Origin of the sequence: Halopseudomonas yangmingensis (genome assembly GCF_900114825.1) — a bacterium.
In the GTDB taxonomy this organism is placed as follows: domain Bacteria; phylum Pseudomonadota; class Gammaproteobacteria; order Pseudomonadales; family Pseudomonadaceae; genus Halopseudomonas; species Halopseudomonas yangmingensis.
This window is the reverse complement of the sequence record NZ_FOUI01000008.1, coordinates 102,764-116,247: the sequence shown is the minus strand read 5'-3', so window position 1 is coordinate 116,247 and position 13,484 is coordinate 102,764. Positions and strand designations below refer to the sequence as shown.

At 63.1% G+C, this 13,484-nt stretch carries 14 protein-coding genes; 5 read left to right on the top strand and 9 right to left on the bottom strand.

Annotated features, from left to right (window positions below; genetic code table 11):
* Positions 1-50: 50 nt before the first annotated feature.
* A complete protein-coding gene (locus tag BMZ23_RS09200; RefSeq protein ID WP_093475857.1) occupies positions 51-962 on the top strand; it encodes a LysR family transcriptional regulator in 912 nt (303 codons plus the stop codon).
* Here BMZ23_RS09200 and BMZ23_RS09195 read toward each other — a convergent pair.
* The 4 genes from BMZ23_RS09195 to BMZ23_RS09180 are packed head-to-tail and all read right to left on the bottom strand — an operon-like array spanning position 952 to position 4,226.
* Positions 952-1,827: a hypothetical protein gene (locus BMZ23_RS09195; protein WP_143069580.1), complete on the bottom strand. Its 876-nt coding sequence runs from the start codon at positions 1,825-1,827 to the stop codon at positions 952-954. The two genes, BMZ23_RS09200 and BMZ23_RS09195, sit on opposite strands and share 11 nt — an antisense overlap.
* A 28-nt stretch (positions 1,828-1,855) precedes the next feature.
* Positions 1,856-2,788, bottom strand: a complete 933-nt coding sequence (locus BMZ23_RS09190; RefSeq protein WP_093475851.1) for a 5-oxoprolinase subunit C family protein — start codon at positions 2,786-2,788, stop codon at positions 1,856-1,858.
* Complete coding sequence (gene pxpB / locus BMZ23_RS09185) at positions 2,785-3,483, bottom strand: 5-oxoprolinase subunit PxpB (RefSeq protein WP_093475848.1); 699 nt, start codon at positions 3,481-3,483, stop codon at positions 2,785-2,787. The genes BMZ23_RS09190 and pxpB overlap by 4 nt, the downstream gene beginning before the upstream one ends.
* Entirely contained in the window at positions 3,483-4,226 is a 744-nt protein-coding gene (locus tag BMZ23_RS09180; RefSeq protein WP_093475845.1) for a 5-oxoprolinase subunit PxpA, read from the bottom strand. Before BMZ23_RS09180 ends, pxpB begins: the two co-directional genes overlap by 1 nt.
* A 147-nt stretch (positions 4,227-4,373) precedes the next feature.
* Here BMZ23_RS09180 and BMZ23_RS09175 point away from each other — a divergent pair, with 147 nt between their 5' ends.
* Positions 4,374-4,937 carry a DUF4136 domain-containing protein gene (locus BMZ23_RS09175; protein WP_093475843.1) on the top strand — a complete coding sequence of 188 codons (564 nt, stop codon included), beginning with the start codon at positions 4,374-4,376 and terminating at the stop codon, positions 4,935-4,937.
* Positions 4,938-4,940: 3 nt separating this feature from the next.
* On the opposite strand, the gene BMZ23_RS09170 is transcribed toward BMZ23_RS09175, so the two are convergent.
* From BMZ23_RS09170 to BMZ23_RS09160, 3 genes are all read right to left on the bottom strand, one after another.
* A complete protein-coding gene (locus BMZ23_RS09170; RefSeq protein ID WP_093475840.1) occupies positions 4,941-5,489 on the bottom strand; it encodes a cupin domain-containing protein in 549 nt (182 codons plus the stop codon).
* A 240-nt stretch (positions 5,490-5,729) separates the two neighbouring features.
* On the bottom strand, positions 5,730-6,806 hold the full coding sequence (alr, locus tag BMZ23_RS09165; RefSeq protein WP_093475837.1) for an alanine racemase: 1,077 nt from the start codon (positions 6,804-6,806) through the stop codon (positions 5,730-5,732).
* A 387-nt stretch (positions 6,807-7,193) separates the two neighbouring features.
* Complete coding sequence (locus BMZ23_RS09160; RefSeq protein ID WP_093475834.1) at positions 7,194-8,492, bottom strand: D-amino acid dehydrogenase; 1,299 nt, start codon at positions 8,490-8,492, stop codon at positions 7,194-7,196.
* Between the two features lie 323 nt (positions 8,493-8,815).
* Between BMZ23_RS09160 and BMZ23_RS09155 the strand changes: the two genes are divergently transcribed.
* The 3 genes from BMZ23_RS09155 to BMZ23_RS09145 all read left to right on the top strand — a co-directional run bounded on the left by BMZ23_RS09155 (position 8,816) and on the right by BMZ23_RS09145 (position 12,327).
* Positions 8,816-9,322: an Lrp/AsnC ligand binding domain-containing protein gene (locus BMZ23_RS09155; RefSeq protein WP_093475831.1), complete on the top strand. Its 507-nt coding sequence runs from the start codon at positions 8,816-8,818 to the stop codon at positions 9,320-9,322.
* 48 nt (positions 9,323-9,370) lie between these two features.
* Positions 9,371-10,669, top strand: coding sequence for an NAD(P)/FAD-dependent oxidoreductase (locus BMZ23_RS09150; protein WP_093475828.1), 1,299 nt, complete (start codon positions 9,371-9,373; stop codon positions 10,667-10,669).
* 167 nt (positions 10,670-10,836) lie between these two features.
* Positions 10,837-12,327, top strand: a complete 1,491-nt coding sequence (locus BMZ23_RS09145; protein WP_093475825.1) for a methyl-accepting chemotaxis protein — start codon at positions 10,837-10,839, stop codon at positions 12,325-12,327.
* Positions 12,328-12,408: 81 nt separating this feature from the next.
* On the opposite strand, the gene BMZ23_RS09140 is transcribed toward BMZ23_RS09145, so the two are convergent.
* Positions 12,409-12,891 carry a YbhB/YbcL family Raf kinase inhibitor-like protein gene (locus BMZ23_RS09140; protein WP_093475822.1) on the bottom strand — a complete coding sequence of 161 codons (483 nt, stop codon included), beginning with the start codon at positions 12,889-12,891 and terminating at the stop codon, positions 12,409-12,411.
* A gap of 42 nt (positions 12,892-12,933) precedes the next feature.
* Positions 12,934-13,230 (bottom strand): hypothetical protein, encoded by a 297-nt coding sequence (locus tag BMZ23_RS09135; protein ID WP_093475818.1) that lies wholly within the window; start codon positions 13,228-13,230, stop codon positions 12,934-12,936.
* Positions 13,231-13,484: the final 254 nt, after the last annotated feature.

Below are 13,484 nucleotides of genomic sequence, written 5' to 3'. Positions count from 1 at the left end.
AAGTAAAATAGATATAAAGTGACTTATATTTAACCTTTAGAGAATGATTGGTGGCTCGACTCAATTACCATCACCTGTACTACTTCTGGCATGTGGCGCGTGCAGACAGCCTGACCCGGGCTGCGGAACAGCTGCATGTGTCGCAATCGGCGCTGTCCAGTCAGATACGCCAGCTTGAGGAGCGGATGGGTGTAGCACTGTTCGAACGCTATGGCCGCAAACTGCAGCTGACCGCCGAAGGGCAGCGCGCCCTGGAATACGCCAATGACATCTTCCGCCGGGGTGAAGAGCTGGAGGCCTTGCTGCGTCATGGCATTGCACCGTCGGTGTCGCATGTACATATCGGTGTGTTGTCGGGCATGTCGCGCAACTTCATCGAAAGCTTTGTTGCTCCCCTGCTGGGCAAGCCTGGTGTGCGCTTTACCCTGCATGCGCGTGGCTGGCAGAACCTGTTGCGCGGGCTGGGCCAGTACCAGTTTGATCTGGTGCTGGCGAATGCCGGCATCAGCCGTGGCGAGGGCGATCCTTTATGGCAGAGTCAGTTGCTGGCACGTCAGCCGCTGGTGGTGGTAGGCCCGGCACAGGACCGCCCGTCATTGCCTTTCCCGCAGGGTTATCTGGGGCGTCAGTGGTCCCTGCCGGGACAGTCCAGCGAGATTCGCTCGACCTTCGAAACCTACTGCGCGCGGCATGACTATCAGCCGGAGGTAATCATGGAGGCCGACGACATGGCCATGCTGCGTCTGTTGGCCCGGGATGGTGGCGTTTTGAGCGTATTGCCGGAGGTGGTAGTCAGGGACGAGATCAGTCAGGGGTTGCTGTGCCGTTACATGACCATTCCCAATGCCTGGGAAAACTTTTACGCCATTACGCGCAAGGGGCATCCGCTGCCGGAGGCCTTGTCGGCGTTGCTGCGTGAGTGGTCAGAGGTACAGGTCGAGGGTACTGTGCTCAGGGGCTGAGGCCCCGTCCGGCATAGTAATCCAGCAACTGTTTCTCGAAGGCCTCGAAGGTTTCCTGAGGTACCCACTGGCGGTAAATGTCGAGCAGCGCCAGCGGGTTGGCGCTGATGCGCCGTACGCCCTGCTCCAGTTCAGCGATTACCCGTTCGCCCCACGCCGAACGGGTGCAGTAGATACCGGTAATCACCAGCTCGCGGTGCTCCGCCACCGGCAAGCTGTAGAGCGGTTCAGGCAGCATTGTATGGCGGGTGAAGGCTTGGGTTACCGAGGAAAATTCGAAGGTCAGGTCGATACGCCCATGGCTGACCATGCGCAGCAGGTTCTCGCCGCTCGGGCTGCCGGCAATGCGCTGGGCGCGCTGCATGGCATGCGCCTGGTCGATCAGTTTGCGGATTTGCGGAGGATAGGTACGGTGTGCTGAAGCGCCAATTTGCATCGAGGTTTCCGCCAACACTCGTGTCAGCGACAGGTTGCCGTCCTGCAATGGCAGTTCAGGCAGGTCGCTATGCCGGACCGCCGCCTGAATCGGTGTACTGACCATATAGGGAATGAACAGGCCGTATTGGTCGCTGTCCTCGCGCGGCAGCAGCGGCATGGAACAGAATTGCCGACCCTGCTGCATATCGCGTTGCTGGCGCAGGCGGTTGCCCAGCCTGTAGTTCGCCTTGAACTGCGGCAGTTCGTCCATCAGCAGTTGCAGGCCACGCACCGCCGTGCCATCCGCCGGTTTACCATCCACCACGATCACCGCCGAGGGAATTGGCCAGAGTACCCAGTCGATGGATTCAGGCTCACTTCCGGCCGCTGCGCTGAAGCGCGGCAGCGCAAGCAAAACGACCAGCATTAACCTGTGCCACAGGGACATACCGGACCTCACCGAAGGGACTCTGCCCTCAACCATAGCAGATGCCGCCTTCAGCGCGGCGAAACCACGCCAGCAGGTCATGTCGGGCCTGTTCGACCGTGGTGGCGCGCAGGCGCAGTGCTTGCCCGGGTTGCAGTTGCGCCAGCCGGGCCAGCGCCAGCGGCGTCAGGGCGCCCAGCTTCGGGTAGCCACCGATGGTCTGGCGGTCGTTCAGCAGCACTACCGGCTGGCCATCCGGCGGTACCTGGACGGCACCCAGGGCAATGCCTTCGGAGATCAGGGGCGCGCCATGATAGACCAGTTGCGGTCCGCGCAGGCGAATGCCCATACGGTCGCTGGCCGGGTCGACCAGCCAGTCGCTGTTGAACAGGGCGAACACGCTGGTGCCACTGAAGTAGGCCAGCTGGCCGCCGGGAATCAGCGCCAGTAGCGGTGCTGCCGAGTAGTCGGGACGCAGGGTTTCGATCACCGCCGCGGGAGGCCGGGTGGCGGCGACGAACGGCAGCCGGTCACCGACCTGCAGGGCTCGGCCATCACCATGCAGGCCGCCAAGGCCCTCGCGGCTGAGGGTGGCGCGGGCGCCGAACTGCACCGGCGTCTGGAAACCACCGGGCACCGCCAGATAGGCGCGCAGCCCGTGGCGCGGAGTCTGCAGGCGCAGGCGCTGGCCGGCGCGTGCCTGCAGGCTGTGCCAGGGGGCTATGGGCTTATCATCCAGCCGGGCCTGCAGATCGGCACCGCTCAGGGCCAGACTGGTATCGGCTTCAATACCCAGGGTCAGACCGCCGGCGGGGATTTCCAGCACACAGCAGTCGGTACTGTTGCCCAGCAGGCGGTTGGCCAGCAGCGCCGCCTGCCAGTCCAGCGCACCGCCCTGACCGATGCCCAGATGACGAACACCGAAGCGGCCCTGATCCTGCAACTGGGCCAGCCCCAGGGTAGCCTCGACATACAGGCTCATGGCAAGGCTTCCAGTGGCCGGTCGTCACCACCGAGGCGGAGGAATTCGGCGTGGTCGACCGGCACCAGCCGCACCCGGTCACCGGGTTGCAGCAGGCTGCCGCTGCTCGGGTTGAACAGCCGCAGCGGCATGCGTCCGAGCAACTGCCAGCCACCCGGTGAGGCGCAGGGGTAAATGGCGGTCTGACGTTCGGCAATTGCCACGCTGCCAGCCGGCACACGGCGCCGTGGCGTGGCCAGCCGGGGCATTGCCAGGCGCTGCTCGAGCAGCCCCAGATAGGCAAACCCGGGGGCAAAGCCGAGGGCGAACACCCGGTATTCACGCTGGCTGTGGGCGCTGATCAGGGCAGCTATATTCAGTCCACAGTCACGTGCTACGGCCGCCAGGTCGGGTCCGACCTGCGGGTCATACCAGACCGGCAGCAGGTGCTCGCGCCCGGCTGCCGTTGGCTGCGGTTGCAGATCGTGCAGGGCCTGCATGGCCAGGGCGCGGGCGGCGTCATCGTCGAGGTAGTGCAGGTCATAGTGCAGCAACAGGCTGGTGTAGCTCGGCAGCAGATCGATCAGCTGGCTGCCGAAGACCTCGCGCAGACGAAGGTCGGCTGACAGCAGCCAGTCCATGTTGCTTTCGTCGATCTGTTCGAACAGTCGGATCAGCAGGCAGTCGAGCCCGGCAGTGTCGATGCGCACCCGCATCAGAGTCCCTGCAGCGCCTGGCGCAGGCGGCGGATCACCGCCGCCGACTCGGGGTTGTCGCCATGCACGCAGAGGCTGTCGATCTGCAGCTGCAGCGACTGGCCGCCATTGGTGCTGATCGGCTCGCCGCGTGCTAGTTGTAGGGCCTGGGCCAGAATCCGCTCGGGGTCATGGTAGACCGCGCCGGGCTGGCTGCGCGGCAGCAGTGCGCCGTCGGCGGCATAGGCGCGATCGGCAAAGCCCTCCAGCCACAGCGGAACGCCAGCCGCTGCCGCCAGTGCCTGATGGCCGGGATTGCCGGCCCCCGCCAGCAGCATCAGCGGCGCCCCCGGGGCGGCCAGACGCACGGCGCGCAATACCGCCTCAAGCAGCGGCGGCTGCGCCAGCATGTCGTTATACAACGCGCCATGCGGTTTGACGTAACTGACCTCGCAGCCCTCGGCCCGGCAGATCGCCTGCAGTGCGCCGATCTGGTACAGCAGCATGTCCTCAACCTCGGCGGGACTGCAGGCCATCGAGCGCCGGCCAAACCCCTGCAGGTCCGGGTAGCCCGGATGGGCGCCAATCCGTACCCCATGCGCAGCGGCCAGTGCCACGGTACGGCGCATGCAGCCGGGGTCGCCGGCATGGTAGCCACAGGCGATGCTGGCGCAGTCGATCCAGGGCATCACCTGATCGTCCAGGCCCATGCGCCAGGCACCGAAACTTTCGCCCATGTCGCAGTTCAGCAGCAGTTGTGGCATGCATGCCCCCATTGTCATTTCCGAAGCGCCAAGAGTACCCTCAAGCCTGCATTCATAACACTCGCCACCGGCACATGCTTCACGGAAACGATGAAACTGCCTGCCCTCGCAGTGGTCTGATGTTGAGTCCGGGCTTTGGAGGTTTCCATGCGTAGCTTTCTGATGTTGCTGTCCCTGCTGTGGCTGACAGGCTGCCAGACCAGTCCGGTGGAACAGGATTTCGATACCAGCCGCAGTTTCCTCGCCTACACCAGCTGGAGCTGGGCCGAGCCGGCGGTCAGCTTCAGCCCGGCGGATGACCCGCGGGTGGAAAGCGACCTGACCCGCCAGCGCATCATGCAGGCAGTGGCTGACCAGCTGTTGCAGCGTGGCGTGTTGCCCGCCGCCGAGGGCCAGCCGGGCAGCCTGCGGGTGCGGACCCATCTGATTGTCGAGCCGCGCGAGGAAAAGGTGGTGATCAGTCACGGCATGGCATTGGGTGGTTACTGGGGTGGCGGTTGGGCCGGTGGCCCGGTGATCAGCGAAACCCGCAGTATCAACAGCCGCGAAGCGACCCTGCAGATCGACCTGATCGACGCGGCCAGTGATGAGCTGGTCTGGCGCGGCAGTGACCGCATGCTGCTGCCCGAGCGTTCGCCCTCGCCGCAGGAGCGCGAGCGTATGCTGCGCAGCCTGGTGCAGAGGATCCTGTCCGGGTATCCGCCGCAGTAGAACTCAGAAGTTGGCGGGGGTGGTGGCGCTGATCAGCTGGCAGGGCTGTTCAAAGGGATTGCGGAAACGGTGCGGCTGATTGCTCTCGAAGTAGTAGCTGTCACCGCTTTCCAGGATGAACACCTCGCCACTCACGGTCAGTTCCAGACGCCCGCTGACCACCATGCCGGCTTCTTCACCTTCGTGGTTGAGCATGTCCGGTCCGGTGTCGGTGCCCGGCGGATAGGTCTCGCTGAGAAACGCCAGCGCCCGGTTCGGGTGCGCCTTGCCGATCAGCTTCATGGTCACTTCACCGGAGCCGATATCCAGCAGTTCATCGGCGCGGTACACCACCTTGCGCTGGGTATCCGGCTCCAGCTCCAGCGAAAAGAACTCCACCAGCGACATCGGAATACCGCCCAGCACCTTTTTCAGCGAGCTCACCGAGGGGCTGACACTGTTCTTTTCGATCATCGAAATGGTGCTGTTGGTCACTCCGGCGCGCTTGGCCAGCTCACGCTGGGACAGGCCCTTGAGTTTACGAATGGTCTTGAGGCGGGCGCCAACGTCCAAATGTGGAATCCTCCGGTGATGGCCCTGGTTACTCAGCGGAGCTGGACAGCCGGCCTGCTGGTGGCCTGTTGCTGACCGTCGATGCCCTGGACGGGCATCGCCGAGCTCCCAGGGATGGGTTTACAGCGTGTCAGCAACAGGCCACCAGCAGGTCGGCCTGCACCGGATAACCTGGACAGGCTTGGCCATAGCGGCCAGATGGGCTGGATCATTGCACGGCTGTGCAGAATTTTCAACGGATCAGCCGCGATAGCGGCGCGCTACCCGGTTCAGGTTGCAGAACAGCTGGTAGGCAATGGTGCCGGCATGCGCCGCCACCTCGTCGGCGCTCAGCCCCTCTCCCCACAGGCGCACCGCCGAGCCGATCCCGGCCTGCGGCAGATCGGTCAGGTCCACCGTCAGCATGTCCATCGACACCCGTCCGATCAGATGGCTGCGCTGGCCCTCGACCAGCACCGGGGTGCCGTCCGGAGCGTGCCGCGGATAGCCATCGGCATAGCCCATGGCGACCACGCCGACCCGGGTCGGGCGGGGGGTGACAAAGCGTGCGCCGTAGCCGATTGGCTCGCCGGCCGGCAGCTCGCGGGTAGCGATGATCCGCGAGTCGAGGTTCATCACGGCGCGCAAGCGCGCGGCCGCTGGCTGCTCAAAGGCAAAGGGACTGGCGCCATACAGCATGATGCCCGGGCGTACCCAATGCTTGTGAGCCTGCGGCCAGGCCAGCACCCCGGCGGAATTGCTCAGGCTCAGCGAGGTGGCCGAGAGTCCGTCCAGGGTCTGGCTGACACAAGCCAGCTGGCGCTCGGTGGCGCCGCAGTCGGGTTCATCGGCGCGGGCAAAGTGGCTGATGCAGGTTAGCCCGGCGACCTGATCACTGGCCTGCAGCTGGCGCCAGATCTGTGGATATTCCGGCGGCGCAAAGCCGGCGCGGTGCATCCCCGAATCCAGTTTCAGCCATACCTGCAGCGGCGTCGGCAGGCGTGCCTTAAGCAACTGCTGCAACTGCTCATGCTGGTGCACCACGCTCCACAGCCGGTGCTCGGCCAGCAGTGGCAGCTCGTCGGCCTCGAACCAGCCCTCAAGCAACAGGATTGGCTGCTGAATGCCCGCCGAACGCAATTCCAGTGCCTCTTCAATGCAGGCCACGGCAAAACCGTCAGCCTCACCGCTGAGCGCCTGCGCGGCCTGTATCGCGCCGTGCCCGTAGGCATTTGCCTTGATCACCGCCAACGCCCGCGCCGACCCCGCCAGCTGGCGGGCCAGTCGGTAGTTGTGGCGCAGGGCATCAAGGTCGATCAGGGCGTGGGCTGGGCGCATGGGGCAGGTTCACCGGGGCGTTGAAGGCTGCCAGCCTAGCAGACCGGCAAGGGTTCGGGGAGGGCTGTTACTTGGGATAACACGGATCAAACTCACTGGTATCAGGAACGCGACGACCGGTGCCCCGTTCTGGACCGTCGATGCCCTGGACGGGCATCGCCGAGCTTACAGGGATGTATTTACAGCGTGTCCAGAACGGGGAACCGGTTGTCGCAGAAGCTATTTGATCAGTGTTGCCCTGGCGAGCTCGATTGCCGATGGCAGGTTCCGGACACGCCGCAAGTACGTCCCTGTAGGCTCGTGTCCAGCCATCCCTGGCTGGACACGGTCCGGCACCCGCCATCGGCAATCGAGCTGCCTCACTCCGTGTTGCCTGTAGGCATGTTTTCAGTGTGCCGACAATGGCCGTTTCGGTAGCGCCGTTGCCGGCTGGCGCGCATAGCGGCTGATGCCCAGATCCAGATGGCGGATGGCCGGGCGGCGGCCGTCCAGCAGGTCGGCCAGCAATTGCCCGGAACCGCAGGCCATGGTCCAGCCGAGGGTGCCGTGGCCAGTGTTGAGGAACAGGTTGCGCAAGCGGGTGCTGCCGACTACCGGCGTGCTGTCCGGGGTCATCGGGCGGAAGCCGCACCAGAACTCTGCCTGCCCGGCATCGCCGGCCAGCGGGAACAGCTCATTCACCACCTTTTCCAGGGTTGCCCGGCGTGCCGGCCGCAGGGTCGCATCAAAGCCGGCCAGTTCGGCCATGCCGCCGACCCGTACCCGTTCGGCAAAGCGGGTCACCGCCACCTTGTAGCTTTCATCCATCACCGTGGATTGCGGTGCCATGCCAGCATTTGCCACCGGCAGGGTCAGCGAGTAGCCCTTCACCGGATATACCGGCAGATGCATGCCCAGCGGAGCCAGCAGTTGCGGTGAATAACTGCCGAGCGCCAGCACCACAGCATCGGCCTGCAGCAGTCGGTCATCGACACGCACCCCGGTGATTCTCTGGCCGTCTTCGGTCAGCGACTGAATCCGGCTGTTGTAGCGAAACTCCACGCCCAGCGCGCGGCACTGCTCGGCCAGCCGAGTGGTGAACAGATAGCAGTCGCCGGTTTCGTCGCGGGGCAGGCGCAAGCCGCCGGCCAGTGACACCCGGCTGGCGGCCAGCCCCGGTTCGACCTGTGTACAGCCGGCCACATCAAGCAGCTCATAGGGTATGCCGCAGTCTTCCAGCACGGCCAGATCGCGGGCGGCGGCGTCCAGTTGCTGCTGGCTGCGGAACAGCTGCAGGGTGCCGAGCTGGCGTTGTTCATAGTCAATGCCGGTGTCTTCACGCAGTTGCTGCAGGCAGTCGCGGCTGTAGCTGGCCAGCCGCAGCAGGCGTTCCTTGTTGCGCGCGTAATGGGCCTGGTTGCAATTGCCGAGCATTTGCAGCATCCAGCGGTATTGTGCCGGGTCGGTGGTCGGGCGAATGGCCAGCGGGGCATGACGCGACAGCAGCCATTTGATGGCTTTCAGCGGGATGCCGGGGGCGGCCCAGGGGGTCGAATAGCCGGGTGAGATCATGCCGGCGTTGGCGTGGCTGGTTTCCAGTGCCGGGCCGGCCTGGCGTTCGATCAGGGTGACCTGATGTCCGGCCTTGGCCAGATACCAGGCGCTGGTGATGCCGATGACGCCGCCACCAAGAACCATAACCTGCATGACTGCTGCTCCCGCACGGTTGGCCGTGCCTGTGTGTTATCCAGGGCATGCTGATCAATTCGGTTGTGTGCAAGCGCAGCAACCGGTGACCTGTTCAGGACACGCTGTAAATACATCCCTGTACGCTCGGCGATGCCCATCCAGGGCATCGACGGTCCTGAACAGGTCACCGGTTACCGCGCCCCTGAATATCTCTGCAATTGATCAGCAAGCCTTGGAGGACGATATCTCCATTGTAAAAGCACACAGCCAGTGCAATTTCCCGTTTATAAGAGCATTCTTGGCTATTCTTCCGGTAAATATTCAATCGCTGGTGAAATCCCATGAAAACCCGCAGAGCCTCCAGTCGCGAGCTGGATCGTATTGACCGCCAGATACTGCGCATCCTGCAGCGCGAGGGGCGGATTTCCTGGGTTGAACTGGGTGAGCGGGTCGGGCTGTCGACCACTCCGTGCATGGAACGGGTGCGCCGGCTGGAGCGGGAAAAGTTTATTCTTGGTTACACCGCCCGGCTGAATCCGCAGAAGCTAGAGGCCAACCTGCTGGTATTTGTCGAGATCAGCCTGATGTCCAAGTCGGCGGATATCTTTGACGAGTTTCGCCGCGCGGTAACCCGCTTGCCACACCTGCTGGAGTGTCATTTGGTGTCAGGCGATTTCGATTACCTGATCAAGGCGCGGATTTCCGAGATGGCCGCCTACCGTGAGCTGCTTGGCGATATTCTGCTGAAGCTACCCGGGGTGCGCGAGTCGAAGAGCTATATCGTCATGGAGGAAATTCGCGAAACCCTTGAGTTGCCTGTACCGGACGAGAATCAGCGGGTATCCTGATGTCAAATTTCATTGACACACTGTTGATATTTGCAAACAGGTAGCCCCATGCCCGCCAGTCACTCAGAGCACCACGCCCCTTCCTGGTATGCCGCCAGCGTCCAGCTGCCCGACCCCCTGCCGGCACTGGCCGGCGAGCAGCAGGCGGATGTGTGCATCATTGGCGGTGGTTTTACCGGCTTGAATACCGCCATTGAGCTGGCTGAGCGCGGGCTGTCGGTGGTGTTGCTGGAGGGCCGGCGAATTGGTTGGGGGGCCAGTGGGCGCAATGGCGGCCAGCTGATTCGCGGGGTCGGCCACGATGTTGAGCGGTTCGAGCCGGTAGTTGGGCGTGAGGGGGTGCTGGCCTTCAAGCAGATGGGCCTGGAGGCGGTGCAGATAGTACGCCGGCGGATCGAGCAGCATGCCCTCGATTGCGATCTGGTCTGGGGCTACTGCGACCTGGCCAACAAGCCGCAGCATCTGCAGGGCTTTCGCGAGGAGCTGGAGGATTTGCGCGGTCTGGGTTATCAGGCCGAGCTGCGACTTCTGGATCGCGAGGATATGCATCAGGTGGTTGGTTCGCAGGCCTATGTGGGCGGTCTGATCGATATGGGGTCCGGGCACCTGCACCCGCTGAAGCTGGCACTGGGTGAGGCGCGGGTGGCGCAGCAACTGGGGGTGCGGTTGTTCGAGCAGTCGCTGGTGACGGCGATTGACTATGGCCCGACAGTGCGGGTGCATACTGCCGGCGGCTGTGTGTTGGCCAAGCAACTGGTGATTGGTTGCAATGCCTACCTTCAGGATCTGCAGCCGCAGCTGGGCGGTAAGGTGCTGCCGGCCGGCAGCTATATCGTCGCCACCGAGCCGCTTGGCGCGGCGCGGGCGCGAAGCCTGATTCCGCAGAATATGGCGCTGTGTGACCAGCGGGTGGCGTTGGATTATTACCGTCTGTCGGCTGACGGGCGCCTGCTGTTTGGCGGCGCCTGTCACTATTCGGGACGCGATCCGGCAGACATCGCCGGCTATATGCGGCCGAAGATGCTCAAGGTGTTCCCGCAGCTGGCGGATGTACGCATCGACTACCAGTGGGGCGGCATGATCGGTATTGGCGCCAACCGGCTGCCGCAGATCGGCCAGTTGCCGCAACAGCCGAATGTGTTCTATGCCCAGGCCTATTCCGGACACGGGGTGAATGCCACCCATCTGGCGGCCCGTTTGCTGGCCGAAGCCATCACCGGGCAGGCTGGCGGTGGCTTCGAGCTGTTTGCCCGGGTGCCGCACCTGACCTTCCCGGGTGGGCGGCTGTTCCGCTCGCAGTTTCTGGCGCTGGGTATGCTCTGGCACAGGCTGCGTGAGTTGCTGTAGTCCCCGACTGTCCTGACTACCCCATGCGGTATTTGCCGACACAGCCTTATCTTTGTCGGGTTTTCTGCTGGTATGACGCCTTTGTCTTATTAAATGTCATTTTTGACGCTTAGAGACAGTCCTGATTTTGTCGATACTGGCACCAAACAATCAGTCCGGAAGGGGGTATGCTTTTTACCGCCTGCACCGAACGCCACAGCGGGGATAGCGGTATGCAGCAGCAGGGCTTCTTTGGACTCTTCATTCCTCCCTCCATAGTGCGGCCATCGGAGCTGATGCTCGCACGCATCATTGTTTTTTCCTCACTTCTCAGCCTTTTGATAGCTGTTTATAGCGGGATCAAGTGGGGCCGGCTGGGCAACGATGCTCTGGCTACCGGCTCGCTGTTTCTGGGGTCTGGCACTGTGGTGGTTCTGTTATTACTGCGCAGCGGCCGGCTCAGTCTGGAGATGATCAGTAACGTCTATCTGGTATTTGCCTTCAGTTACGGCCTGTCACTGGTCTATCAGCTGGGCGGACTGCAGTCGGCGCACATTTACTGGCCGGCAGTGCTGATCGTGCTTGCCTATTTGCTGGTCAGCCCGCGAAGCGGAGTGTTCTGGGCGGTGATCTCGGCGATTTTCATGATCTGGTTGATCCGGCTGGATCGCAGTGGCGCAGCAATGCCAATGTTTGAACTGAGCCCGAAGGACGACATGATCAATACCTATTCGGGTTTCCTGTTGCCGCTGCTGACGGTCTGGGTAGCCCAGTGGTTCAACGCGCGCCAACGCAATCTGGCGCTGGCAGAGGCCGAACAAAGCGTTCAGGAAGCGCGTTCATCCAGTGAGCAGGTGGTGCTCAAGGAGCAGCAGCTGGAGCTGTTGGTGGACGAGGTGCGCGACAGCGCGGGCAATTTGCTGCAGATGGCCGCCCAGCTGGAACAGACTCTGGCTGGTGTGCGTCAGCGCTGCGAGGCGATTGATGCCGACAGCAGCCAGCAGGCCGAGACCATGCAGTTGCTTGATCAGTCGGTGGAACAGGTGCTGAACCAGCTGGCGCAGAGCGCTACACAGATGCAGCAGCTGAACCGCCAGACCGGCGACAGCAGTCGGCAGATCCAGCAGTGCGCCAGCCAGATGAACGAGGCCGAGGCCAGCATGCAGGCGATTCGTCAGAGCAACCAGCGGATCGACGAGTCGATGCAGATGATCAGCGCGATTGCCCAGCAGACCAACCTGCTGGCACTCAACGCGGCCATCGAGGCGGCGCGTGCCGGTGAGCAGGGCCGTGGTTTTGCGGTAGTTGCCGACGAGGTGCGCAACTTGTCACAGCGCAGCAACCAGACCGCTGATACCGTGCAGCAGGTGCTGGGCGAATCGCATGCCACGGTGGCCACCGGGGTTACCCAGGTAGCCAGCGCCGGTGCTGCGTTGCAGGCCAATGCCGATGTGACCCGGATCCTGGCCGAGGCGATTGCCGGCCAGCAGCAGGAGCTCGACATGGCCCACGGCCAGTTGATTGAAGTGCGTGAGTTCAGCGGTCAGCAACGTGCGGCAACCCAGCGACAGCGCCAGGCCAGCGGCGAGTTGCTGTCGGCGCAGCAGGAACTCAGCCAGCTAGGGGAGCGCCTGGCACAACTGTCACGCCAGCTGCACCAGCGGATTGCCGGGCAGTGAAGGGTGTGCTGATCCAGTCAGCCATGGGCAAACCCGATAACGAGTGATCCGTTGTCGGGTTGTCCAGACGCCTGAATAGCCTCAACCGCGCTGGTAGGTGCCGACCAGACGGTTCATCGCCCGCGCGTGCGGCTCGATCTTCTCCAGCAGTTGCCACAGGCTCAGGCCGGCCGGCAGGTCCAGTTCGGCATCCAGCGCGATCACCCAGAAATAGTAACGGTGCTGGCCATGGCCTGGCGGCGGCAGCGGACCGTTATAACCCAGCTTGCCGAAGTCGTTCTTGCCCTGGGTGAAATCGCCGCAGCCCTCGGTCAATGCATTGACCGAAGCCGGGATGTTGTACAGCACCCAGTGCACGAAGCCGTAGGTGCCGTTGGCGGAAATCAGCGGTGCATCCGGGTCGTGGCAGATTACCGCATAGCCCTTGGTGCCAGCGGGCGGATTGTCCCAGCTCAGTGCCGGGGATAGATCAACGCCTTCACCGGTGTGCCTGGCATCAATCGCAGCACCATCGGCAAAGGCACTGCTGCTCAGTTGCATGTCGTTGCTAAAGGCAAATCCCATGGTCGACTCCTGCAGTAGGTGGTTGAGGTAAGGGGACGTGGTTCAGCGGATCAGTGCACTCAGCAGCCAGAGGCCAAGCAGCACCCAGATGACGCCACCAACCCAGCGCTTGCGCAGAAAGCGCCGTACGCCCAGGTAGATCAGAAACAGCCCGAGCAGCACCGCGACAATGGTCAGCAGATCATTGCTCACGCCCAGTGCCCGGGCAAAACCGTTGACGAAGGATGAGCTGGCACTGCTGAGAATCTCGAACAGCCAGACCAGACTGTCCAGCACCACCCGGATAATCGTACCCAGGGCACTGCCGAGCCATTCGAAGGGATTGGAGCTTGACTGCATGCGGATAATCGCCGTGCGGTTAGGGAGGTAGCCTGAAGGTTATAGGCTGAATGTCACAAGGTCCAGTTCAGGCTGGATGACGCCAATGCTTGGATTGAAGTCGTTCAAGCTTTTCTTGACGCCAGCAAGGTAGTCATCCGGTCGGTTGCCAGTACCCGGTTCCTGACCGTGTCCAGCCAGGGATGGCTGGACGCGAGCCTACATGGATGTACTTGCGGCGTGTCAGGAACCGGGTACTGGCAATCGAGCCTGCA